The sequence below is a fragment of the Allobosea sp. RIT-PG3_2 genome, assembly GCF_057321085.1.
In genome coordinates this window covers 54,969-77,953 of sequence record NZ_JBXWCA010000005.1, presented here as the reverse complement: position 1 = coordinate 77,953, position 22,985 = coordinate 54,969, and the positions used below count along the sequence as shown (strand labels likewise).

31 protein-coding genes are annotated in these 22,985 nt (G+C 66.0%); 2 read left to right on the top strand and 29 right to left on the bottom strand.

What is annotated here, in order from left to right:
• Nucleotides 1-22: 22 nt before the first annotated feature.
• From AC2FAN_RS16060 to crcB, 7 genes are all read right to left on the bottom strand, one after another.
• On the bottom strand, nt 23-643 hold the full coding sequence (locus AC2FAN_RS16060) for a glutathione S-transferase family protein (RefSeq protein WP_265053755.1): 621 nt from the start codon (nt 641-643) through the stop codon (nt 23-25).
• A 19-nt stretch (nt 644-662) separates the two neighbouring features.
• The gene (locus AC2FAN_RS16055; RefSeq protein WP_485175330.1) at nt 663-2,663 is read right to left on the bottom strand and encodes an acetyl-CoA carboxylase biotin carboxylase subunit; all 2,001 of its coding nucleotides are present in this window, start codon (nt 2,661-2,663) and stop codon (nt 663-665) included.
• A gap of 256 nt (nt 2,664-2,919) precedes the next feature.
• Nucleotides 2,920-3,294 carry a hypothetical protein gene (locus AC2FAN_RS16050; protein ID WP_485175328.1) on the bottom strand — a complete coding sequence of 125 codons (375 nt, stop codon included), beginning with the start codon at nt 3,292-3,294 and terminating at the stop codon, nt 2,920-2,922.
• Between the two features lie 603 nt (nt 3,295-3,897).
• Nucleotides 3,898-4,575, bottom strand: coding sequence for an HAD-IA family hydrolase (locus tag AC2FAN_RS16045; protein WP_485175327.1), 678 nt, complete (start codon nt 4,573-4,575; stop codon nt 3,898-3,900).
• A 91-nt stretch (nt 4,576-4,666) separates the two neighbouring features.
• Nucleotides 4,667-5,167 carry a hypothetical protein gene (locus AC2FAN_RS16040; protein ID WP_476806961.1) on the bottom strand — a complete coding sequence of 167 codons (501 nt, stop codon included), beginning with the start codon at nt 5,165-5,167 and terminating at the stop codon, nt 4,667-4,669.
• Nucleotides 5,168-5,260: 93 nt separating this feature from the next.
• The gene (locus AC2FAN_RS16035; protein WP_485175325.1) at nt 5,261-6,514 is read right to left on the bottom strand and encodes an RluA family pseudouridine synthase; all 1,254 of its coding nucleotides are present in this window, start codon (nt 6,512-6,514) and stop codon (nt 5,261-5,263) included.
• Nucleotides 6,511-6,894, bottom strand: a complete 384-nt coding sequence (crcB, locus tag AC2FAN_RS16030) for a fluoride efflux transporter CrcB (protein WP_485175323.1) — start codon at nt 6,892-6,894, stop codon at nt 6,511-6,513. Before crcB ends, AC2FAN_RS16035 begins: the two co-directional genes overlap by 4 nt.
• Here crcB and AC2FAN_RS16025 point away from each other — a divergent pair.
• Nucleotides 6,879-7,373, top strand: a complete 495-nt coding sequence (locus tag AC2FAN_RS16025; protein WP_485175321.1) for a hypothetical protein — start codon at nt 6,879-6,881, stop codon at nt 7,371-7,373. The genes crcB and AC2FAN_RS16025 overlap by 16 nt on opposite strands.
• Before the next feature lie 102 nt (nt 7,374-7,475).
• Here the strand turns inward: AC2FAN_RS16025 and AC2FAN_RS16020 are convergent, their stop codons facing one another.
• Nucleotides 7,476-8,786, bottom strand: coding sequence for a replication-associated recombination protein A (locus AC2FAN_RS16020; protein WP_485175319.1), 1,311 nt, complete (start codon nt 8,784-8,786; stop codon nt 7,476-7,478).
• 183 nt (nt 8,787-8,969) lie between these two features.
• Entirely contained in the window at nt 8,970-10,406 is a 1,437-nt protein-coding gene (locus AC2FAN_RS16015) for a DegQ family serine endoprotease (protein ID WP_265053764.1), read from the bottom strand.
• A 152-nt stretch (nt 10,407-10,558) separates the two neighbouring features.
• Between AC2FAN_RS16015 and AC2FAN_RS16010 the strand changes: the two genes are divergently transcribed.
• Complete coding sequence (locus AC2FAN_RS16010) at nt 10,559-10,978, top strand: BLUF domain-containing protein (protein WP_265053765.1); 420 nt, start codon at nt 10,559-10,561, stop codon at nt 10,976-10,978.
• An 87-nt stretch (nt 10,979-11,065) separates the two neighbouring features.
• Here the strand turns inward: AC2FAN_RS16010 and rplQ are convergent, their stop codons facing one another.
• The 20 genes from rplQ to rplP form a co-directional block, all read right to left on the bottom strand.
• Nucleotides 11,066-11,482, bottom strand: coding sequence for a 50S ribosomal protein L17 (rplQ, locus tag AC2FAN_RS16005; RefSeq protein WP_265053766.1), 417 nt, complete (start codon nt 11,480-11,482; stop codon nt 11,066-11,068).
• Between the two features lie 114 nt (nt 11,483-11,596).
• The gene (locus tag AC2FAN_RS16000; RefSeq protein ID WP_265053767.1) at nt 11,597-12,613 is read right to left on the bottom strand and encodes a DNA-directed RNA polymerase subunit alpha; all 1,017 of its coding nucleotides are present in this window, start codon (nt 12,611-12,613) and stop codon (nt 11,597-11,599) included.
• A gap of 91 nt (nt 12,614-12,704) precedes the next feature.
• On the bottom strand, nt 12,705-13,094 hold the full coding sequence (gene rpsK, locus AC2FAN_RS15995; protein WP_043237079.1) for a 30S ribosomal protein S11: 390 nt from the start codon (nt 13,092-13,094) through the stop codon (nt 12,705-12,707).
• Between the two features lie 115 nt (nt 13,095-13,209).
• Entirely contained in the window at nt 13,210-13,578 is a 369-nt protein-coding gene (rpsM, locus tag AC2FAN_RS15990) for a 30S ribosomal protein S13 (RefSeq protein WP_265053768.1), read from the bottom strand.
• A gap of 414 nt (nt 13,579-13,992) precedes the next feature.
• On the bottom strand, nt 13,993-15,195 hold the full coding sequence (locus AC2FAN_RS15985) for an ABC transporter substrate-binding protein (protein WP_485175316.1): 1,203 nt from the start codon (nt 15,193-15,195) through the stop codon (nt 13,993-13,995).
• 244 nt (nt 15,196-15,439) lie between these two features.
• Nucleotides 15,440-16,033 carry an adenylate kinase gene (locus AC2FAN_RS15980; protein ID WP_265053770.1) on the bottom strand — a complete coding sequence of 198 codons (594 nt, stop codon included), beginning with the start codon at nt 16,031-16,033 and terminating at the stop codon, nt 15,440-15,442.
• Complete coding sequence (gene secY / locus AC2FAN_RS15975; RefSeq protein WP_265053771.1) at nt 16,034-17,371, bottom strand: preprotein translocase subunit SecY; 1,338 nt, start codon at nt 17,369-17,371, stop codon at nt 16,034-16,036.
• A 154-nt stretch (nt 17,372-17,525) separates the two neighbouring features.
• Nucleotides 17,526-18,002, bottom strand: a complete 477-nt coding sequence (gene rplO, locus AC2FAN_RS15970; protein WP_265053772.1) for a 50S ribosomal protein L15 — start codon at nt 18,000-18,002, stop codon at nt 17,526-17,528.
• A gap of 12 nt (nt 18,003-18,014) precedes the next feature.
• A complete protein-coding gene (rpmD, locus tag AC2FAN_RS15965) occupies nt 18,015-18,209 on the bottom strand; it encodes a 50S ribosomal protein L30 (RefSeq protein WP_265053773.1) in 195 nt (64 codons plus the stop codon).
• Nucleotides 18,210-18,219: 10 nt separating this feature from the next.
• A complete protein-coding gene (rpsE, locus tag AC2FAN_RS15960) occupies nt 18,220-18,777 on the bottom strand; it encodes a 30S ribosomal protein S5 (RefSeq protein ID WP_038365418.1) in 558 nt (185 codons plus the stop codon).
• A 147-nt stretch (nt 18,778-18,924) separates the two neighbouring features.
• A complete protein-coding gene (rplR, locus tag AC2FAN_RS15955; protein WP_265053774.1) occupies nt 18,925-19,287 on the bottom strand; it encodes a 50S ribosomal protein L18 in 363 nt (120 codons plus the stop codon).
• Between the two features lie 11 nt (nt 19,288-19,298).
• The gene (gene rplF, locus AC2FAN_RS15950) at nt 19,299-19,832 is read right to left on the bottom strand and encodes a 50S ribosomal protein L6 (protein ID WP_265053775.1); all 534 of its coding nucleotides are present in this window, start codon (nt 19,830-19,832) and stop codon (nt 19,299-19,301) included.
• 37 nt (nt 19,833-19,869) lie between these two features.
• Nucleotides 19,870-20,268, bottom strand: coding sequence for a 30S ribosomal protein S8 (gene rpsH / locus AC2FAN_RS15945; protein WP_047582049.1), 399 nt, complete (start codon nt 20,266-20,268; stop codon nt 19,870-19,872).
• A gap of 13 nt (nt 20,269-20,281) precedes the next feature.
• Entirely contained in the window at nt 20,282-20,587 is a 306-nt protein-coding gene (gene rpsN / locus AC2FAN_RS15940; protein ID WP_199085556.1) for a 30S ribosomal protein S14, read from the bottom strand.
• A gap of 36 nt (nt 20,588-20,623) precedes the next feature.
• Entirely contained in the window at nt 20,624-21,190 is a 567-nt protein-coding gene (gene rplE / locus AC2FAN_RS15935; protein ID WP_265053776.1) for a 50S ribosomal protein L5, read from the bottom strand.
• A complete protein-coding gene (gene rplX, locus AC2FAN_RS15930; RefSeq protein ID WP_149128657.1) occupies nt 21,183-21,500 on the bottom strand; it encodes a 50S ribosomal protein L24 in 318 nt (105 codons plus the stop codon). Before rplX ends, rplE begins: the two co-directional genes overlap by 8 nt.
• Nucleotides 21,500-21,868, bottom strand: coding sequence for a 50S ribosomal protein L14 (rplN, locus tag AC2FAN_RS15925; RefSeq protein ID WP_055730187.1), 369 nt, complete (start codon nt 21,866-21,868; stop codon nt 21,500-21,502). The genes rplX and rplN overlap by 1 nt, the downstream gene beginning before the upstream one ends.
• 210 nt (nt 21,869-22,078) lie before the next feature.
• The gene (rpsQ, locus tag AC2FAN_RS15920; protein WP_265053777.1) at nt 22,079-22,321 is read right to left on the bottom strand and encodes a 30S ribosomal protein S17; all 243 of its coding nucleotides are present in this window, start codon (nt 22,319-22,321) and stop codon (nt 22,079-22,081) included.
• 10 nt (nt 22,322-22,331) lie between these two features.
• Nucleotides 22,332-22,544 carry a 50S ribosomal protein L29 gene (gene rpmC / locus AC2FAN_RS15915; RefSeq protein WP_265053778.1) on the bottom strand — a complete coding sequence of 71 codons (213 nt, stop codon included), beginning with the start codon at nt 22,542-22,544 and terminating at the stop codon, nt 22,332-22,334.
• Nucleotides 22,545-22,555: 11 nt separating this feature from the next.
• The gene (rplP, locus tag AC2FAN_RS15910; protein WP_089175048.1) at nt 22,556-22,969 is read right to left on the bottom strand and encodes a 50S ribosomal protein L16; all 414 of its coding nucleotides are present in this window, start codon (nt 22,967-22,969) and stop codon (nt 22,556-22,558) included.
• Nucleotides 22,970-22,985 lie beyond the last annotated feature (16 nt).

Genomic DNA, 22,985 nt, shown 5'->3' with positions numbered 1-22,985 from the left:
GATCAAGCGCCGCGGCGAGACCTCACGTGATCGGCAACGGCAGCGCGGCCTGCGCTGCCGGACGGGCAAACAGCGTTTGGTACCAACGCTGTACCGCCGGCCGCTCGATTCGCTCGACCGGCATGTTGAGCCAGCGATGCGCACCGCAGCCGACCGTGATGTCGGCAACGCCGAAACGCTCGCCGGACAGGAACGGCCGGTCGGCCAGTTGCGCCTCGAGGATTGCCATCAACTCCTCGGCCCGCTCTACGCCCTTCGCGATCACGTCGGGATCGGTATGGCCCGGCACCTTGCGCACCACGCCCCAAAGCACGGGCGCCAGGGCCGGCTGAAGCTCGGACAGCATCCAGTCCATCCAGCGCTCGGCCTCGGCTCGCCGCGCTGGATCTTCCTCCGCGATCGTCGCGGCGCCGTGGCGGGCCGCCAGATAGCGCACGATGGTGTTCGACTCCCACAGCTTGAACGCGCCGTCCTCGATCACCGGAATCTGCCCATTGGGATTCATCGCGCGGAATTCCGGCGTGTCGAGCCCGCCGAACGGCCCGCCGACATCGATGCGCTCGAACGCCTGCCCGACCTCGCCAGCCGCCCATACGACCTTCTGGACATTGACGGAGCTCAGCCGCCCCCAGATTTTCAGCATGACCAGATCCTGCCTTCGCTCACGCGAATTCCATGATGACGGCATCGACGGCGAGCGAATCGCCTTCCTTCGCCAGGATCTTGGCGATGGTGACGTCCTTCTCGGCGCGCAGGACGTTCTCCATCTTCATCGCCTCGACCATGGCCAGCGGCTCGCCCACCTTGACCTCCTGCCCGAGCGTGACCGCGATCGACTTGACCAGCCCCGGCATCGGGCAGAGCAGGAACTTGCCGGTATCGGCCGCGACCTTCTCCGGCATCAACGCCGCCAGCTCGGCCTCGCGCTGCGTGTAGACATTGGCGTTGGCATAGGCGCCGGCATGGGCGAGCGCGACGCCGTTGAGGATCGAGCGCACCTGCGCCGCGACCTTCACCCCGTCGAGCGTGCCGTGCCAGACCGGCTCGCCGGGCACCCAGCCGCTGACGACGCTGACGCTGCGGCCCGGGAAGGCGATGACGACCGCCCCGCCCTGCTCCGTCACCTCGCCCTCGAAGCTCTCAGCCCCGAGCTGGACGATGCGCAGCCGGTCGAAGGAAACCCGGCGCCAGCCCTCCATCTGCTCGGAAACGTTGCGCTTGCGCTGGTTCATACGGTGGTCGCAGGCGATCGCGATCGCCGCCATGCGCAGAGCCGTCTCGGCCCTCGGCGCCGGCAGGGAGAACCCCTCCGGGAACTCCTCGGCGATGAAGCCGGTCGAGAGATTGCCCGCGATCCAGCGCGGGTGCTGCATCAGGGCCGAGACGAAGGGGATGTTGTGGCGGATGCCCTCGATGGCGAAGGCGTCGAGCGCGCGGCCCTGCGCCTTGATCGCCGCCTCGCGCGTCGGCGCATGCGTCACCAGCTTGGCGATCATCGGGTCGTAGTAGATCGAGATCTCGCCGCCCTCGAAGACGCCGGTGTCGTTGCGCACCGTCGCCTCGCCATCCGGCCCCTCCGCCGGCGGCCGATAGGTGACCAGCCGTCCTGTCGAGGGCAGGAAATTGCGCGTCGGATCCTCCGCATAGACGCGGGATTCGACCGCCCAGCCATCGAGCTTCACATCCGCCTGCGAGATCGCGAGCTTCTCGCCATAGGCGACGCGGATCATCTGCTCGACGAGATCGATGCCGGTGACCATCTCCGTCACGGGATGCTCGACCTGCAGCCGCGTGTTCATCTCGAGAAAATAAAAGGACTTGTCCTGCCCGGCGACGAACTCCACCGTGCCGGCGGAGTCGTAGTTCACGGCCTTGGCCAGCGCGACCGCCTGCTCTCCCATCTTGCGGCGCGTCGCCTCGTCGAGCAGCGGCGACGGCGCCTCCTCGACGACCTTCTGGTTGCGGCGCTGGATCGAGCACTCGCGCTCGCCGAGATAGATGACGTTGCCGTGCTTGTCGCCCAGCACCTGGATCTCGATATGGCGGGGGTCGACGATGAACTTCTCGACGAAGACGCGGTCGTCGCCGAAGGAGGATGCGGCTTCGGACTTGGCGCGGGCGAAGCCCTCAGCCACCTCGGCCGAGGAATGGGCGATGCGCATGCCCTTGCCGCCACCGCCGGCCGAGGCCTTGATCATCACGGGATAGCCGATCTCGTCTGCGATCGTGACCGCATGCTCGGGGTTCTCGATGATGCCGAGGAAGCCCGGAACGGTGGAGACATTGGCCGCGGCCGCCGCCTTCTTCGATTCGATCTTGTCGCCCATCGCGGCGATGGCGCCGGGATTGGGGCCGATGAAGACGATGCCGTTATCCTTGAGCGCCCTAGCGAAGGCCTCGCGCTCGGAGAGGAAGCCATAACCCGGATGCACCGCCTCGGCGCCGGTCTGCTTGCAGGCCGCGACGATCTTGTCGATCTGGAGATAGGATTGGGCGGCAGGCGCCTCGCCGATATGGACGGCTTCATCGGCCATCTCGACATGCAGCGCATCGCGATCGGCATCCGAATAGACCGCCACGGTCTTGATGCCCATGCGTCGCGCCGTCTTGATGACCCGGCAGGCGATCTCGCCACGGTTCGCGATCAGAATCTTCGAGAACATCCGCGGCATCTCCCGGCTTCAGACGAACTGCAATAGCCGGGGTCTATGGGATGCCGCAACTGCCGTCCACCAATGCGAAAGTCGGCTACAGGCCAAGCCGTTGTGCAAGGATGCACAGGCCAGGGCGCCGGGCCCTATCAGAGGGAGTGCCTACCCGGCACCGTCATGCCCGGGCCTGACCCGGGCATCTCGCGCAGGAAGGGCCTCCCTCTTCCGGCCGGAGATTCTCGGGGCAAGCCCGAGAATGACGCCCGGCTCAGCTCGCGAGCAGGACCCGCTGCGCGCCGCCGCTGGCGGCCCGCGCCACATCCTTCGCCGCCCCCTTGGCGAAGGCGAAGGCGAGCAGCGCTTCGTCGCAATGCTCGGCTTCACGGGCGATCTCGAAGGCGATGCGTTGCGCCGTCGCGGTCGGCCCTTCGCCGGCCGAGAGCGTCGTCACCAGCCAATGCGCCTTGTCGCGGTCGATCACGCCGGTCGGGCGGTTCTCCCAGACGGCGAAATCGACGACCAGCGCCACCAGGTAATCGCCGTAAGCCTTGCAGCTTTGCGGCACGGCACGATCGAGTGCGATGAGCACATCGATGATGTCGCGTGTCGTGACGATGTCGATCAAGATGTCACGTTGAAGCATCTTGACGTCTTCTTCGTCGATCGCGCGACGATCCATCACGCGATCGACGAATTCACGAAGCTCATGATCCATCATGTTCGAACCCCTGTCCGGCGTTGTTTTGTGCCGGTACGTTCCTGCTGTGGGAACACCATGCACCCCGCCTCGGCAGCAGGTGGTTAACGCGCAAATCTGAACGGATATTCAGGTTAAACAGAGCTGAGTCGTCTTGGTTGCGAGGATCTTACTCACGCCTCGGTGCCACCATCGAAAGCGGGTGCGCATCGCGCGAAACTCGCCTCGCATCGACGCGCGTTTCGCCAGGTCGAAAAGCTATCGTGAAAGTCGCATACGATGCCGCTACGGCGCCCTTGAGCATCGGCCCGAGAAGCGGAATGCGGTTTTCGGAAAGCCGGCGCTAGATCAAAGCCCTACGGCATCAGCCGAATACGGCATTCGGTTCGATGCTGCAGAGTCTGCTTGTTTTCGCGGAAATGCGAGCCATCCCCGACCGAGCGAGGCGCGGATCCGAAACCATGCCCGAACCTTGAGCGGATGCGCTCCGCCATGGCTCCCGGGTCAAGCCCGGGATGACACCGTGGTCCAGTGCAAAACCGGCGTGCCCTAGGCCGGCACAGGCTCGGCCAATCCCAGCACGCCCGGCAATTCACCGAACTCCCGCAGCGCGTGGCGGGCGCCGAGTGCGACGAGGCAGTCGATCGGCTGGAAGCCCCAGGACACGGCGACGGGCACCACGCCGGCCGCAACTGCCATCTCAATGTCGAAGGAGCTGTCGCCGACCATCGCCGTGCGCTCCGGCGCAGCCCCCGTCTCGGCCATGGCGCGCTGGATCATACCGGGATGCGGCTTGGACGGCGCATCGTCAGCCGACTGCACGGTGTCGAACAGATCCTGCCAGCCATGTCGCTCGACGATGAACTCCGCGCCCTTGCGGGACTTTCCCGTGGCGATGCCGAGCTTCAGCCCGCTGTGCCGCTTTAATTGCGCCAAGGTCTCGGCGACGCCGGGAAACAGCGGCTCGTCGAGCGAGGCATCGGTCTGGGCCTGCAGGCGCATCGCGCCGAAGACCTGCCGGTAGGTGTCGGTCAGCAGATCGTCGGGCTCTTCGAGCCCGGCCAGCCGCGCCATCGCGATGTCCAGCGTCAGCCCGACGATACCGAGTCCGGCCTCGCGCCCCGGATGCGGCCGGCCGCAACGTTTGAAGGTTTCGTACTGCGCGCCGAGGATGATCGCCTCGGAATTGATCAGCGTGCCGTCGAGATCGAAGATGATGAGATCCATGACGGCGCTTTAGCGCAGATAGCCCGCCCAAGCCATTGCAGCCCCGTCATGGCATCGTCCCATCGCCGCGAGGCAGTCCGTCGCCCGGCCGTCAGCCTTTGGCCTCGCGGGCGCAAGCGTCCACGGCCTTGCGCAGATCGGCGCCGTCCAGCCCCTTGGCGCGCGCATCCTTGCGACATTCGGAGCGCTGAGCGAGATCGGGGCGCTTGGCGTTGAAGCAGGCCGTCAGGGCCGCAACCCGCTCCGGTCCCTCCAGCTTGCGCGCATCGACTTCATCCTTGCAGGCGGTCCGCGCCGCCACCGCCGTCGGCTTGCCGTCGCGCGTGACGCCGTCCTGCGCATAAAGCCGCACGCCCGGAAACTTCGCCTGCATGCACAGGCGCATGGCGGCGCGCAGATCGTCGCCCGACAGCGCGACATTCTCGGACACGCAATCCTGCCGCGCCTTCGCGCGCTCGGTCCGCGGTATGGGCTCGTCCGAAGTCGCCGCAACGGCCGTGGCCGAGGTGGGTTTCGCCGGCGCGGCGGTCTGCGCCTGTGCGGTCGCGGCAAAACCGAGAAGGAAAGCGGAAACGATCAACACCGAACGCATGGTCAGCCCCCTGAGATGACGAGAACATAGTTAGAACAGAAAGCGTTTTGTTCCGCAACCGTTCTCTTACGTTTCGTCAGCTCGGTCCGCGGATCATTCGTCCGGGGCGTTCACGATCGGGTCGTAATGCTCGTCCTCGAAGCCGAGCAGGTTCCAGCTCTGGCGCATATGCGGCGGCAGCGGCGCGCTGACGTCGATCGTGCCCTTGCCGCGCGGATGCGGCAGCACGATCCGCCGCGCCAGCAGGTGCAGCTTGTTCTGGATGCCGCCGGGCAGTTCCCAGTTCTGGATGTTGAAGTATTTGGGGTCGCCGACGATCGGGTGGCCGATATGGGTGGTGTGCGCGCGCAGCTGGTGCGTGCGCCCCGTCACCGGCTTCAGCGACAGCCAGGCGAGTTTCTGCGCCGCAGTCTCGACCACGGCGTAGTAGGTCACGGCATGCATAGCGCCGTCCTCGCCATGCTGGGCGACGGCCATGCGCTGGTCGCCGTCATAGGCCTCCTCGCGCGCGAGATAGGTCGAGATTCGGCCCTGCTTCACGCGCGGCACGCCGACGACCAGCGCCCAGTAGACCTTGCGGGCCGAGCGCGAGCGGAAGGTCTTGGCGAGCGTCGCCGCCGCGAAGCGCGACTTGGCGATGACGAGGCAGCCGGCCGTGTCCTTGTCGAGCCGGTGGACGAGGCGCGGCTTCTGCCCGTCCTTAGCCGTCAGCGCTTCGAGCATCTGATCGACATGGCGCGTCGTGCCCGAGCCGCCCTGCACAGCGAGCCCGGCCGGCTTGTTGAGGACCATAACGTCGTCGTCTTCATAGAGCGTGATCGAGCGCAGGAAGCCGATCGTATCGGCGTCGCCCTTGGCCGAGCGCGGACGCTCCGACTGCTGCTCCAGCTTCAGCGGCGGGATGCGGATGGTCTGCCCCTCGCTGAGCCGGTCCTTGCTGTCGGCGCGCTTGCCGTCGACGCGCAGCTCGCCCTTCCGGACGATCCGCTGGATATGGCTGAACGAAAGCTGCGGGAAGCGCGACTCGAGGAAGCGGTCGATCCGCATCTCGTTCTCGTCCGCCGTCACCACCAGCTGCTGCACGCCGGTGGAGAGCACCTGCGCCGTTTCGGCCTTGACCTGCGCCCGCGTCGGCTTGGGGGGCTCCTCCGTGCGCCGCACGCTTGGTGCCCGCTGCGCACGCTCCTCGCCCGCCGCCGGTCGTGCCGCCGCCCGCCGCCGCGCATCATGGCTCGGCCGCTTGCCGCGGGGCGCGCCCGCGGATGGCGGCTTGCCCCCGCGCGCGGAGCCTCCGGTGCCCTTGCTGCCGGGGCCCTTGCCGCCCGTGCCTTTGCCGCCAGCCCTCATGACAGCCCCCGCACGACAGCCAACCCGCCGACCAGCGCCGCCAGCGACACCACGACCGAACCGATCACATAGATGGCCGCCAGCATCGCGTCGCCGCGCTCCCAGAGCAGCACGGCATCGAGCGAGAACGCCGAGAAGGTGGTGAAGCCGCCCAGGATGCCGGTGGCGAGGAACAGGCGCAGATCCTGCGGCGCGCCCTCCCCGGCCCTGAAGGCGAACCAGCCGGCGACCAGCCCCATCAGGCCCGAGCCGAGGATGTTGATCGCCATGGTGCCATACGGAAAGCCCATGCCGAGCCAGCGCGGCGTCAAGACGTTGACGCCGTGGCGCAGCACGCCGCCGATGCCGGCGCCCAGAAAAACGAGTGAAGTGGAAATCATCCTTGTGGAATAGAGCGGGCTGCCGCCACGCACAAACGAAATCCGCCGCAATTGGCTGCACTTCTCCGCCGGCCTTGCATCGATACGGCGGGGCGGCAGAGGCGGCGGATATGGACATACGGAGTTTCGCGATCACCGGCGCGTCCCGGCGGCTTCTGCAGGGGATGGCTCTTCTGGCCTTCTGCGGCTCCGGCAGCGCAGTCGCGATAGCCCAACAGGGTAGCGCCTCGGACTGGCCGACCGAGAAATGCAACCGCTACAAAAAGGCTTACGAGCAGTCCTTGAATCGGCAAGGCAAGCAGGGCCTGAGCCCCGACTTCCTGGCCAGCCACGAGGCCTTCCTCGCCTCGAACTGCCAGGCCCGCGCCGAAGTCTGCGCCCGCAGCAAGGAAGAACTCGACCTCGCCAACAAACTGGTGCTGATGGCGATGAACAGCGGCATGTCCGGCACCTTCCTGCCGTTCAACTGCCGGAAGTGAGGTTCAGGCGGCCTCAACGCCGCCGTTCCCGGTCGAAGCTCGGCGGAGAAACGGGAATCCCGGAATGAGGAATGGTCGGAACAGGCCCGGCCATGACGAGCGTTACCCCTCGCCACGCTCCTGGCGCAGCCGCTCCCAATATTCCAGCCGCTTGCGGATCTCGCGCTCGTAGCCGCGCTCCGGCGGATCGTAGAAGCGCTGCCGGCCGAGCGCGTCCGGCCAGTAGTTCTGGCCGGAAAAGGCGTCCGGCTGGTCGTGGTCATAGGCGTAGTCGGCACCATAGCCCTCCTCGCGCATCAGCTTGGTCGGCGCGTTGAGAATGGTCTTGGGCGGCATGAGCGAACCGCGGTCCTTCGCGACCCTCACCGCGGCCTTGTAGGCGGAATAAGCAGCGTTCGATTTCGGCGCCGTCGCCAGATAGATCACGCAATTGGCCAAAGCGAGCTCGCCTTCCGGCGTGCCGAGTTGCTCATAGGTCTGCGCGGCCGCCCGCGCATGCAGCAGGGCCTGGGGATCGGCGAGCCCGATATCCTCCACCGCCATCCGGACCAGCCGCCGCGCCAGGAAACGCGGGTCTTCGCCGGCATCGAGCATGCGCGCGAAATAATAGAGCGCGGCATCCGGGTCCGAGCCGCGGATCGTCTTGTGCAGGGCCGAGATCAGGTTGTAGTGGCCGTCCTGCGCCTTGTCGTAGATCGGCGCACGGCGCTGTATAACCTCGGACAAGCCGGCTTCGTCGAGGATTTCGCCGGGCTTGGCCGCACGCCAGATCTCCTCCGCCAGCGTCAGCACCGCGCGCCCGTCGCCATCAGCGAAGCGCGCGAGCGCCAGCCGCGCTTCCGGCGTCAGCGGCAGCTCCCTGTTCTCCAGCACCTCGGCCCGGCCGAGCAGGAAGAGCAGCGAGCCCTCATCCAGCGATTTGAATGTCAGGACGCGCGCCCGCGACAGCAGCGCCGCATTGAGCGCGAAGGACGGGTTCTCAGTCGTCGCGCCGATCAGCGTGATCGTGCCGTCCTCCATGACGGGCAGGAAGGCGTCGAGCTGAGCCCGGTTGAAGCGATGGATCTCGTCGACGAAGAGCAGCGTGCCCTTGCCGCCCAGCCGGCGCCCACGCGCCGCTTCGAACACCCGCTTGAGATCGGCGACGCCGGAGAAGATCGCGCTGATCTGCTCGAAGCCGAGATCGACGAGGCCGGCGAGAAGTCGCGCCACCGTGGTCTTGCCGGTGCCGGGCGGGCCCCAGAAGATCAGGCTGCCGACAGAGCCGGAGGCGACGAGCCGCGTCAGCGCGCCGTCCGGCCCGGTCAGATGCTCCTGCCCCGCCACCTCGGCGAGCGTCGTTGGCCGTAGGCGGTCGGCAAGCGGGCGGGGACCCGACTTGTCGAGCCCCGAGGCGGAGAAGAGATCGCTCATGGCTGGGAACCACAACCGTCATTCCGGGGCGCTGCGGAGCAGCGAGCCCGGAACCCATGAACACGGCTCTTGTTCATCGAAGTCCCCACCGTCCCACCATTTCCACAATCGTCCGGTGTTCATGGATTCCGGGCTCCTCGCTCCGCGAGGCCCCGGAATGACGGCATGGATCAACCGCGAATCTCACCCCGGGAAGACCGAGGTGATGGTCTGGCCGTTGCGGGAGATGGTCACCTCCCAGGCTCGCTTGCGATCCTTCAGGGCGGTCTCGACCTCGCGCGAATTGGCCATCCGCTCGCCGTTGAGCGCCATGATCAGGTCGCCCTTCTGGAAGCCTATATTGGCGCCGGTGCTGCCGTCCTCGATCTCGCTGACGACGACACCTTCATTGCCCGTATCGATCGAAAGCTCCTCGGCCAGCGCCGGCGAGAGATTCGCCACCGTCAGGCCCGCGAGCGGGGAACGGCTGGTCAGCTTCACCGCATCGCGCGGCCGCGTCTCGGGCGCGGCGACGAGCTTGATCGCAATGTCGATCTTCTTGCCGCCGCGCAGCACGGTCAGTGCGGTCGTGCCGCCGATCGGCCTTGTGGCGAAGCGATAGCCGAAAGCTTCCGGATCATCGACCGCGGCGCCGTCGACCGAAAGGACTACGTCGGACCGGCGCAGGCCAGCCTGATCGGCCGGCCCCTTCTCGACGACGCTGGCGACGACCGATCCGGCCGGCCGGTCGAGCCCGAGTCCGTCCGCGACATCGGCGGTCAGGCTCTGCAGACGCGCGCCGAGCCACGGCCGCCGCACGGTCTTGACGCCGGCCTTGGCGCTGTCGACGACAAGACGCACCATCGCCGAGGGAATCGCGAAGCCGATGCCTACGCTGCCGCCCGAGCGCGAATAGATTGCGGTGTTGATGCCGACGACACGCCCCTTCATGTCGACCAGCGCGCCGCCCGAATTGCCGGGATTGATCGCCGCATCGGTCTGGATGAAGGACTGCGCATCGCCCACGCCGATCTGCGTGCGCGCGAGCGCCGATACGATGCCCTGCGTCACCGTCTGGCCGACGCCGAAGGGATTGCCCATGGCGAGCACGATGTCGCCGACCTGGAGTTCGTCGGTATCGGCGAGCTCGATCGCGGACAGGTTCTTGGTGTCGGCGAGCTTCAGCACGGCGAGATCGGTGCGCGGGTCGCGCAGCAGGATCGTGGCCTCGACCTCGCGCTTGTCGGCGAAGGCGACCTTCACCTCGCTCATGTTCTCGATGACGTGGTTGTTGGTCACCACGAGGCCCGCGCCCGCGTCGACCACCACGCCGGAGCCCAGCGAGCGCTGCACCCGCTCGCGCGGCACGCCGAAGCCGCCATCTCCGAAGAAGCGCCGGAAGAAGGGATCGTCCATGAACGGGTTCTGCGGCCGCTTCTCGACGCGCGCCCCGTAGACGTTCACCACCGAGGAAGCCGTGCGCTTCACCAGCGGCGCGAAGGACAGCGTCACCTGCTCGCGCGTCTCGGGGACCTGCCGGGCCTGACCGAGCGCCGGCCAGGGGGCGACTGCCGCCCCCAGCGCGCATGCGAACGCGGCGGCTGCCAGCTTCCTGCGGTTTCCTGCGAAGCGTTCGGTCATGCTGTCCTCATCGTGAAACAAAAAGCCGCCGGCACACGTTGGAAATGAACCGACGTGCAGCGTCCTTCATATACCCATCTCGACGCGCCGCGGTTCCGAACCGACATGTCGTGCAACTCCGCGGGCTTCGCAAGCCGCCAGGGACATATCTCATGAGCCTGACCCGGCTTGTCTACGCCAGCCACAGCCTCCTCGACGACTCCGGCCGACGCGCGGAACTCGACAGAATGCTGGCGAGCGCCCGTCGCTCCAACCAGGAAAACCGGGTCACCGGGTTCCTGCTCGTCACGCGAAATGCGTTTGCGCAGGTGCTGGAGGGCGAGATTTCCCATGTGCGGGAAACCTACGGCCGCATCATGGCGGATCCGCGCCATACCGATCTGCGCATATTGGAAGAAAGGCCGATTGTGGAGCGGCTCTTCTCGGGCTGGGCGATGGGCGTCGCCGAGCATGACGAGACCACGCATTTCATCTTCGGGCTCTACGGCGTGACACCCGACAACGACCTTCCGACGCAGCCCGTCGATGCGCTCCTCGACCTCGCCGGAGAACTCGCCCGCCGGCCTGCCTGAGAGATTTCACGCCGACGCGCCACACAGCCAAAAAGAAAGGGCGGCCCGAAGACCGCCCTTTCCGAAATCGAACCGAACAGAGGCCGATCAGGCCGCTTCGTCTTCCGCCGTGAACACCGGACCGGAGTCCTTGCCCTTGGCGTCGACGTCGCGGTCGACGAACTCGATGATCGCCATCGGAGCGTTGTCGCCGAAGCGGAAGCCCGCCTTCATGATGCGGAGATAGCCGCCGTTGCGCTCCTTGTAGCGCGGCCCGAGCACGGCGAAGAGCTTGGCGACGAGGGCGACATCCTTGATCTGCGAGATCGCCTGGCGGCGGGCGTGCAGGTCGCCGCGCTTGCCGAGCGTGATGAGCTTCTCGACGACCGGACGCAGGTCCTTCGCCTTCGGCAGCGTGGTGGTGATCTGCTCGTGCTTGATCAGGGCCTGGGCCATGTTCGCGAACATCGCCTGGCGATGCTCGGCCGTGCGGTTGAAACGGCGGCCGCGGAATCCGTGACGCATTGTTTGGCTCCTTCGTTGCTTACGGCCGCCGTGCCACGGAACGGCCGTTCCTTATGCTCCGGCTCGCATGAGCCGGGCGGGATGGCGCGGGATGCCTCCCGCGCCGGTTGAGGCTCAGTAGTGCTCCTCGAAGCGCTTGGCGAGCTCTTCGATGTTCTCCGGCGGCCAGCCCTGGACGTCCATGCCCAGATGCAGGCCCATGGTCGCCAGCACTTCCTTGATCTCGTTCAGCGACTTGCGGCCGAAGTTCGGGGTGCGCAGCATCTCGCCCTCGGACTTCTGGATGAGGTCGCCGATATAGACGATGTTGTCGTTCTTCAGGCAGTTCGCCGAACGCACAGAGAGCTCGAGTTCGTCGACCTTCTTGAGCAGCGCCGGGTTGAAAGGCAGCTGCGGCGCGGTCGAGACGGCCTCTTCCTTGCGCGGCTCCTCGAAGGTGATGAAGACGGCGAGCTGGTCCTGCAGGATGCGGGCGGCGAGCGCCAGCGCGTCCTCGGGGGTGACCGAGCCGTTGGTCTCGATCTGGAGGGTCAACGAATCCTTGTCGAGGTTCTGGCCCTCGCGGGTGTTCTCGACGCGGTAGGAAACCTTCTTGACCGGCGAGTACAGGCTGTCGACCGGGATCAGGCCGATCGGCGCGTCCTCGGGACGGTTCTGCTCGGCCGGGACGTAGCCCTTGCCGGTGTTGACCGTGAACTCCATCCGGATCTCGGCCCCATCGTCCAGCGTGCAGAGCACGAGGTCGGGGTTGAGGATCGAGACGTCGCCGATGGTGTTGATGTCGCCGGCGGTGACGGTGCCCGGGCCCGACTTGCGCAGGGTCATGCGCTTCGGTCCCTCGCCCTGCATCTTGACCGCGACGGCCTTGATGTTGAGGACGATGTCGGTGACGTCCTCGCGGACGCCCGGAATCGAGGAGAACTCGTGCAGCACGCCGTCGATCTGGACGGCGGTGACGGCCGCGCCCTGGAGCGAGGACAGCAGCACGCGACGGAGCGCATTGCCGAGCGTCATGCCGAAGCCGCGCTCGAGCGGACGCGCGATCACGGTGGCCTGACGCTTCGGGTCGTCTCCGACCTTGACTTCGAGCTTGTTCGGCTTGGAAAGATCCTGCCAGTTCTTGCTGATCACGACCGCACTCCTGGTGCTGAATTCATCTGGCGGCCACCGCCGCCCCGGACAGGCGCCCGCCCCTGCGGGCGCCTCGTGCAATGGTCAGACGTCAGACGCGACGGCGCTTGCGCGGACGGCAACCATTGTGCGGGATCGGCGTGACGTCGCGGATCGAGGTCACGGTGAAACCCGCGGCCTGCAGCGCGCGCAGCGCCGATTCGCGGCCCGAACCCGGACCCGTCACCTCGACCTCGAGGGTGCGCATGCCGTGCTCGGCAGCCTTGCGGGCGGCGTCTTCGGCGGCGACCTGCGCGGCATAGGGGGTCGACTTGCGCGAACCCTTGAAGCCCATCGTGCCGGCCGAGGACCACGAGATCGTGTTGCCCTGCGCGTCGGTGATGGTGATCATGGTGTTGTTGAACGAGGCGTTCACATGCGCGACGCCGGAGACGATGTTCTTGCGTTCGCGACGACGGACGCGCTGGGCTTCCTTAGCCATATCTCTTCTTCCATCCTTCAGGCGCGCCCGTCATGCCAGGCGCTGGGGATGCCGGCCGCCCGATACGGGTCAGCCGGCGAAAATACGGCGGGCCGGTTAGCCGGCCCGCCGAAACTCACTTCTTCTTGCCGGCGATCGGCTTCGCCTTGCCCTTGCGGGTGCGGGCGTTGGTGTGCGTGCGCTGGCCGCGAACCGGCAGCGAGCGGCGATGGCGCAGGCCGCGATAGCAGCCGAGGTCCATCAGGCGCTTGATGTTCATCGAGACTTCACGGCGCAGATCGCCCTCGACGAGATAGTCGCGGTCGATCGCTTCACGGATCTGAAGCACTTCGGCGTCGGTCAGCTGGTTGACGCGGCGCTCGGCGGCGATGCCGACCTTCTCGCAAATCTCCTGAGCCTTGGCCGAACCAATGCCGTGGATGTACTGAAGGCCGATGACGACGCGCTTGCCGGTCGGAATGTTAACGCCCGCGATACGAGCCATGGTCTCATCTCCATGTCGGCCGGCATGCCCGATGGCACTCCGGCGGTGGGAAAAAATCCTGCGTCCGGTGGAGGCCGGCTCATGCAGGACGTTGAACGGCTCCACGCAGTAACGCGACGTCGCCCCCTCTCGCGAGGGTAACGGCATCGCTCCCATTGGAACCGGATGGCGGGTCGTTAACCGGTCGGGCCACACGAGTCAACCCTCGCACCCAAGAAACATGCCAAGGCCGGCAAAGCGGCCGAAGCACTGTCAGGTCAAGACCGTAGCCAACGCTGCCATATGGGGCTTCGTCATTCCGGGCAAGCGGCGAAGCCGCGTCGATCCGGAATCCATCGAAGAGTACCGTGCTTTACGATGGATTCCGGGTCTCCGCTTCGCTCCGTCCGGAATGACGCGCCTGAGTGCGACCGCTTACTTCTTCACCAGGCTGCACTTGCTCTCCGAAAGCGGCGCGATGATCTCGGATGCCGGGATCCTGCGGACGACCTTGAAGTAGTCCCATGGAGCCTTCGAGGCCGCCGGCGCCTTAACCTCGACCAGCAGCATGTCGTTCATCAGCCGCCCGTCTTCGCGGACCTTGGCACCGGGCGCATAGAAATCCTCGACCGGCATCTCCCGCATCTTTGCGGCAACCGCAGGACCGGCGGCAGTGCCCGCCGCCTTCACCGCCTTGAGATAGTGCAGCACCGAGGAATAGACGCTGGCCTGGATCATGCCCGGCATCTTCTTGGTTCGCGCCATATAGCGGTTCGCCCAGTCGCGGCTCGGCTTGTCGGCATCGTGATAATAAGCGGTGGTGGTGATCAGCCCCTTGGCCTTGTCGAGGCCGAGGCCGTGCACGTCGCTCAGCACCACGACCATCGCGGCGAGCTTCTGCCCGCCATCGACGAGGCCGAACTCGCCGGCTTGCTTGACCGAGTTGATCGTGTCTGTGCCGGCATTGGCGAAGGCGACGATCTTCGCCTTCGAGGCCTGCGCCTGCAGCAGGAAGGAGGAGAAGTCCGGCGTGGAGAGCGGCGCCCGCACCGTGCCGAGCGTCTTGCCGCCATTGGCCGCGACGATCGCCTCGATATCCGCGGTGAGCTGATGGCCGAAGGCATAGTCGGCGGCAATGATGTACCAGCTGTCGCCGCCCTCGCGCAGCACCGACAGCGCCGTGCCCTTGGCCGAGGTCGCGGTGTCGAAGGTCCACATGAAGCCGGTCGCCGAGCAATCCTCGTTGAACAGCCGGGTCGTCGCCGGCCCGTTGTAGAGCGCGACCTTCTGGCGTTCCTTGGCGATCCCGCCCACGGCCAGCGCGACCGCCGAGTTGGTCAGGTCGGCGATGGCGGTGACGCCGTCGACATCGTACCAGCGCCGCGCCAGTCCGGCGGCGACGTCGGGCTTGTTCTGGTGGTCCGCCGCGACGATCTCGATCGGCTTACCGAGCACCGACCCGCCGAAATCCTCGATCGCCAGCTTTGCCGCCTCGACCGAGCCAAGCCCGCCGAATTCGGCATAGTTGCCCGACTGGTCGTTGAGGATGCCGATCTTGACCGCATCCTGCGCCCGCGCCGCAGCCGGCATCAGCGCCAGCGTGCTGGCGACCAGCAATGCACCCCATCTCGTCGTCATGCGCCTGCTCCCTGTCCTGCGCCGGACCGGAAAACCGCTTCGCTCCCGGTCGACGGGCGCTTCACACCGCTTTTCGCGGCTTGCAGTCAGCACATCCGGCGGGCCTGTGCCTGTCAACGCACGGGCAGGCCGAGAAAAGACAAAGGCCGGCACGCAAAAGCGCACCGCCGAACGAAAAAACCCGGAGAGGCCGTTCGGCCTGTCCGGGTTCGGTATCTGCTTCGAGTTCGTGGCCGCCGGCGGATCAGCCCTGCGCCGCCACGGACAATGCGTTCGCGATCACTTCGGAGACGCTGTCGATCGGCTGCATGCCGTCGATCGGGGTCAACTGGCCGCGCTTCTCGTAATAGGGCGCAACCACCGCCGTATCGCGGTTATAGGCCTCGAGCCGGGTCTTGAAGACCTCCGGATCATCATCCTTGCGCACCGGCTGGCCGGCGGCTTTCGCCTCTTCGGCGCGGCGGACGATACGGTCGACGAGCTTGCTCTGGTCGACCTTGAGTTCCAGCACCGCGTCGAGCTTGACGCCCTTGCTCTCCAGCATCCGGTCGAGCGCTTCGGCCTGCGCCAGCGTCCGCGGGAAGCCGTCGAGGATGAAGCCCTTCTTGGCATCCGCTTCTTCGATGCGGTCGGCGACGATGCCGATGACGATCTCGTCGGAGACGAGCCCGCCCGCATCCATCACGGCCTTGGCCTTCTGGCCGATCGGCGTGCCGGCACTGACAGCCGCGCGCAGCATGTCACCGGTCGAGAGTTGCGGAATGCCATGCTTCGCGACGATGCGCGCCGCCTGAGTGCCTTTGCCCGCCCCCGGCGGCCCCAGGAAAATCAACCGCATTTAGCGCCTCGCTCCTCGCAATTTGGCCTTCTTGACCAGCCCCTCGTACTGATGGGCCAGCAGATGTCCGTGAACTTGAGCCACGGTGTCCATCGTCGTCGTCACCACGATGAGCAGCGAAGTGCCGCCCAGCAGGATGATCGGGATCTGAGCATAGGTGATCATGAACTCGGGGATAAGGCAGACGATCGTCAGATAGCCTGCGCCGAGCACGGTGATGCGGGTGAGGATGCGGTCGATATGCTCGGCCGTGCGCTCGCCGGGGCGGATGCCCGGCATGAAGCCGCCATGCTTCTTGAGGTTGTCCGCCGTCTCGACCGGGTTGAACACGATCGCGGTGTAGAAGAAGCAGAAGAAGATGATCAGCGCCGCGTAGAGGATCATGAACAGCGGCCGGCCATGCGCGAGATAGGTCGCGATGATGGAGAGGAAGCCCGTCCCGCCCGAAGCCTGCGAGAAGCTCGCGATCGTCGTCGGCAGAAGCAGCAGCGAGGAGGCGAAGATCGGCGGGATGACGCCGGAGGTGTTGAGCTTCAGCGGCAGGAACGAGGTCTGGCCCTCATACATGCGGTTGCCGACCTGGCGCTTCGGGTAGTTGATCAGCAGGCGCCGCTGGGCGCGCTCCATGAACACGCAGAAGGCGATGACGCAGACCGCCATGACCAGCACGCCGAGCAGCAGCCCGGTCGAAATCGCGCCCTGCCGGCCGAGTTCGAGGGTCTGGGCGAGCTGCGACGGGAATTCGGCGATGATGCCCGCGAAGATGATCATCGAGGTGCCGTTGCCGATGCCGCGGCTGGTGATCTGTTCGCCGAGCCAGAGCAGGAACATCGTGCCGCCGACGAGCGTCAGCGTCGTCGAGAGCAGGAAGAAGGGGCCCGGCTCCAGCACCAGATTGCCCGAGCCCTGCAGGCCGACGCCGATCGCATAGGCCTGGAACACCGCCAGCACCAGCGTCAGGTAGCGCGTATACTGGTTGAGGGTCTTGCGGCCCTGCTCGCCTTCCTTCTTCAGCGCCTCGAAAGTCGGGATGACGCTGGACAGCAGCTGGACGATGATCGAGGCCGAGATGTACGGCATGATCGCCAGCGCGAAGATGGCGAGACGGCCGACGGCGCCGCCCGAGAACATGTTGAACATGCCGAGCACACCGCTCTGCGACTGGCGGAACAGGTCCGCCACCGCGTCGGGGTTCATGCCGGGCAGCGGGATATAGGTGCCGAGCCGGTAGACGACGAGCGCCCCCAGCGTGAACCAGATCCGCTTCTTCAGTTCGTCCGCCTTGGCGAAGGCCCCGAAGTTGAGGTTTGCCGCAAGCTGTTCAGCCGCCGATGCCATGCGTCCGGTCCTTGGGTCTCAAGTCAGTCATTGAAGCACATCCCCCGCCGCGCTCGCGGTGCGTTTTCGGGTCGCGTGCCTTGCGTCAAACAGTCGAACGGCGGCCTGGGCGCTGGCCCGGCCGCCGTTCGCAAACGTCATGTAGGCGTTAGGATCACGCCTGTGAAGCGGCAGCCAGAATCTTGACCGTGCCGCCCGCCTTCTCGATCGCCGCGACGGCCGACTTGGACGCACCGGCCACCTCGAAAGCGAGCTTGGTCTTGAGCTCGCCGACGCCGAGGATCTTGACGCCATCCTTGGCCTGACGGGTGATGACACCGGCGGCGACGAGCGCCTCGATGGTGACAGCGCCCTTGGCGTCGAGCTTGCCGGCTTCGACGGCCTGCTGGATGCGGCCGAGGTTCACCTCGTTCAGATCCTTGCTGAACAGGTTGTTGAAGCCGCGCTTGGGCAGGCGACGATAGAGCGGCATCTGGCCGCCTTCGAAGCCCTTGATGGCGACACCGGCGCGCGAGGTCTGACCCTTCACGCCGCGGCCACCGGTCTTGCCCTTGCCCGAGCCGATACCACGGCCGACGCGGATGCGCTCCTTGAGAGCGCCTTCGTTGTCACGAATCTCGTTGAGTTTCATGTGTCGCCCTCCTCAATTCGCGTCGACGACGCGCACGAGGTGCTTGACCTTCTCGACCATGCCACGCACCGCGGGGGTGTCCTGGAGGGTCGAGCGGCGGCGGATCTTGTTCAGGCCGAGACCGATCAGGGTCTGGCGCTGGGTGGCGTCGCGGCGGATCGGGGAGCCGATCTGCTCGACGGTCAGGGTCTTCTCAGCCTTTGCCATGAATCCCTCCTCACGCTTCCGCAGCCGCATCCGTGCCGGCATCGCGGCGACGGGTCTGCAGGGCCGAAACCTTGAGCGAGCGACGGGCCGCGACGGAGCGCGGGCTGTCCTCGTTCTTCAGCGCGTCGAAAGTGGCGCGCACGAGGTTGTAGGGGTTCGAGGAGCCGAGCGACTTGGACACGACGTCCTGCATGCCGACCGCCTCGAAGACAGCGCGCATCGGGCCGCCGGCAATGATGCCGGTACCGGCCGGAGCCGCGCGCAGCACGACCTTGCCGGCGCCATGGCGGCCCTGCACGTCGTGATGGAGGGTGCGGCCCTCGCGCAGCGGGATGCGGACGAGGCCACGCTTGGCGGCTTCCGTCGCCTTGCGGATCGCCTCAGGAACTTCACGGGCCTTGCCGTGGCCGAAGCCGACGCGGCCCTTCTGGTCGCCGACGACGACGAGCGCGGCGAAGCCGAAGCGACGACCACCCTTCACCACCTTGGCGACACGGTTGATGTGGACGAGCTTATCCACGAATTCGGAATCTTCGCTATCCCGACGCTCACGCGGCTCTCTAGCCATCTCTGTCCTCTTACTTGCGCGACGAGAGCCTGAGGCTCCGCCGCTCGCTCGAGCAAATCCCCTTCGGCCTCATTGCCTGGGGGAAGCCTGAAAACGGATGCCGCCCGGCCGGCGCGCGAACGCCGGGCCGGGCGAAACCCGGTAGCCTCAGAAGCTGAGGCCGCCCTCGCGGGCTGCCTCGGCCAGCGCCTTGACGCGGCCGTGGTACATGTACGGGCCACGGTCGAAGACCACGTCCGTCACGCCGGCCTTGACCGCGCGCTCGGCGACGATCTTGCCGATGATGGCGGCCGACTCGACGTTGGCGCCGGACTTGATATCGCCGCGCAGGTCCTTGTCGAGCGACGAGGCCGAGGCCAGGGTGACCCCCTTCACGTCGTCGATAACCTGCGCATAGATCTGCTTGCCGGTGCGGTGCACCGAAAGGCGCGGGCGGCCGTTGGCAACCGCCTTGATCGCGCGGCGGACGCGGGCCTTGCGGCGCGCAGTCACATCGTTCTGCTTGCTCATGGCTGGCGTCCTTACTTCTTCTTGCCTTCCTTGCGGAAGATGAACTCGCCGGCGTACTTGACGCCCTTGCCCTTGTAGGGCTCGGGGCCACGATAGTCGCGGATTTCCGCGGCGGTCTGGCCGACGACCTGCTTGTCGATGCCGACGACGACGATTTCCGTCGGCTTCGGCGTCGTGATCGCGACACCGGCCGGGATTTCATAGTCGATATCGTGGCTGTAGCCGAGCGACAGCTTCAGCACCTTGCCAGCGACCGCGGCCTTGTAGCCGACGCCGTTGATCTCGAGGCGCTTCTCGAAGCCGGCGGTGGTGCCGACGACGAGGTTGTTGATGCGGGCACGCGAGGTGCCCCAGAGCGCACGGGCGCGCTTCGACTGCGAACGCGGCTGAACCGCGATCGCGCCGTCCTCCATGGCGACCGAGACGTCCTCGGGCACCTCGAAGGAGAGCTCGCCCTTCGAGCCCTTGACCTTGACCAGCTGGCCGGTGACCGTGGCGGTGACGCCTGCGGGAACCGAGACCGGCTTCTTACCGATACGAGACATTGGATCTCTCCTGAAGATGAGCGGGGCGCCTGAAAGGTCAGAAGACCTTGCAGAGCACTTCGCCGCCCACGTTCTGCTCGCGGGCCACATGATCGGCCATAACGCCACGCGGGGTCGAGACGATCGTCACGCCGAGGCCATCGGCCACGCGCGGCATTGTCTCGACCGACGAGTAAACGCGACGGCCGGGCTTCGAAACACGCGAGATCGACCGGATGACCGGCTGGCCCTCGTGATACTTCAGCTCGATGTCGAACTCCGTCCGGCCGTTGCCGAACTCGGTCTGGCTGTAGCCGCGGATATAGCCCTCGGACTGCAGCACGTCGAGCACGCGGGCGCGCAGCTTCGAGCCAGGGGTGGAAACGCGGGACTTGCGACGCATCTGCGCATTGCGGATGCGGGTCAGCATATCGCCGAGCGGATCAATGATTGCCATTGTCCAGTACTCCTCACCAGCTCGATTTCACGAGGCCGGGAACCAGCCCCTTGTTACCGAGCTCACGCAGCGCGACACGCGACATCTTGAGCTTGCGATAAAAAGCGCGCGGACGACCCGTCACCTCGCAACGATTGCGGATGCGGATCTTGGCCGAGTTGCGCGGCAGTTCAGCCAGCTTGAGGCGAGCGAGGAAGCGCTCGTCCATGGGCTGGTTGTCGTCATTGGCAATTGCGAGCAAACGGGCCCGGCGGCCGGCGAATTTCTTCACCAGCTTCCTGCGGCGCTCGTTGTTCTCGACGGAGCTTTTCTTAGCCATCGATCTCTCCTGGTTTCCGCGTATGAACGCTTAGGTTCACTGCCGGAACGGGAAGTTGAAGTGCTTGAGCAAGGCGCGCGCCTCGTCGTCCGACTTCGCAGTCGTGCAGACGATCACGTCCATGCCCCAGACCTGGTCGACCTTGTCGTAGTTGATCTCCGGAAACACGATGTGCTCCTTGATCCCGAGCGCGAAGTTGCCGCGCCCGTCGAACGACTTCGGGTTCAGGCCCCGGAAGTCGCGCACGCGCGGCAAGGCGATGGTGACGAGCCGGTCGACGAACTCGAACATCTTGGTCTTGCGCAGCGTGACCTTGCAGCCCACCGCCATGTTCTCGCGCAGCTTGAAGCCGGCGATGGCGAGGCGGGACTTGGTGATGACCGGCCTCTGGCCGGCAATCATGGCGAGATCGCCGGCGGCGTTGTCGACCTTCTTGCGGTCGGCCGTCGCTTCGCCAACGCCCATGTTGATGACGATCTTCTCGATCGTCGGCACTTCCATGACGTTCTTGTAGCCGAATTCGGCGATCATTGCGGGACGAACGACGTCCTCGTAATGCTTCTTCATGCGCGGCGAGAGAGCCGCCTGCTGAGCCTCAGCCATCGATCAGATCCCCCGAACGCTTGGCGAAACGAACCTTGCGGCCGTCATCGAGCACCTTGAAACCAACGCGGGTCGGCTTGCCGTCCTTCGGATCGGCCACGGCGATGTTCGACAGGTCGATGGTGGCCTCTTTCGAGATGATGCCACCCTCGGACGTCTGCGACTGCTTGGTGTGGCGCTTGACGAGGTTGACACCACGCACGACGGCGCGGGCATCCTTCGGCAGGACCTGCAGCACTTCGCCCGACTTGCCCTTGTCGCGGCCTGCGAGCACGACGACCTTGTCGCCCTTCTTGATCTTCGCAGCCATCACAGCACCTCCGGCGCCAGCGAGATGATCTTCATGTGGTTCTTGGCGCGCAGCTCGCGCGGAACCGGTCCGAAGATACGCGTGCCGACCGGCTCCTTCTGGTTGTTGATCAGCACGGCCGCATTGCGGTCGAAGCGGATCACCGAACCGTCTGCGCGCTTGACGTCCTTGGCGGTGCGAACGACGACCGCCTTCATGACGTCGCCCTTCTTCACGCGACCGCGCGGAATGGCTTCCTTGATCGAAACGACGATGATGTCGCCGACACCGGCGTACTTGCGCTTCGATCCGCCCAGAACCTTGATGCACATCACACGACGCGCGCCGGAATTGTCGGCGACGTCGAGATTCGTCTGCACCTGGATCATGGCCTTGATCCTTCCAATCTGTGTATCAGGCGGTTTCCCGGACCGCCTCAGCGCTGCCCGGGACTACGACTGACGGGGGTCGATCGCCCCCTGGCCTCAAAACAAAACATGATCCGCAAAAGTGGTTTCCACCTTTGCGGAGAAACATGTCCGGCTTCCTACGGGCGCCCTGCCCGCCCCTGATTCGGGGCCGGGCAAAGCGGTCTCGCCTCACGCCTTGGGGGCGCTGTCGAGCACAACCCAGCTTTTCAGCTTGGAAATCGGCTTGGACTCCTCGATCCACACCGTGTCGCCGATCTTGAACGAACCCGCCTCGTTGTGGGCGTGATAGTTCTTCGTGCGGCGAACCGTCTTCTTGAGGAGCGGGTGCGTATAACGCCGCTCGACCTTCACGACAACAGTTTTGTTCTGCTTGTCGCTGACGACGACGCCCTGCAGTACGCGCTTAGGCATTATTCTCTCCTCACGCGCTGGCCGCAACGGCCTTCGACCGTTGCAGCGTCTTGATGCGGGCGATGTCCTTGCGCAGCTCGGTGACGCGCGCGGAGTTCTCGAGCTGGCCCGTCGCCTTCTGGAAGCGCAGGTTGAACTGCTCCTTCTTCAGCTTGAGCAGCTCGTCATGGAGCTGGTCCGTGCTCATCGACTTCAGGTCGGAAAGACGCTGTGTGCTTTTCATGTCGCCCTCCCTTACTCGGCGATGCGCTGGATGAAGCGGGTCTTGATCGGCAGCTTGGCGGCGCCGAGACGGAGCGCCTCGCGGGCGATCTCCTCGGACACGCCGTCGAGCTCGAACATGATCCGGCCCGGCTTGACCTTGGCCGCCCAGAACTCGGGCGAACCCTTGCCCTTACCCATGCGGACTTCGGTCGGCTTCTTGGAAACCGGCACGTCCGGGAAGACGCGGATCCAGACACGGCCGACGCGCTTCATGGCACGGGTGATCGCGCGGCGGGCCGCCTCGATCTGCCGGGCGGTGACGCGCTCGGGCTCCTGGGCCTTCAGGCCGAACTGGCCGAAGTTGAGGTCCGTGCCGCCCTTGGCGACGCCGTGGATGCGTCCCTTGAACTGCTTGCGGAACTTGGTGCGTTTTGGTTGCAGCATGGCTCTTCTCGATCAG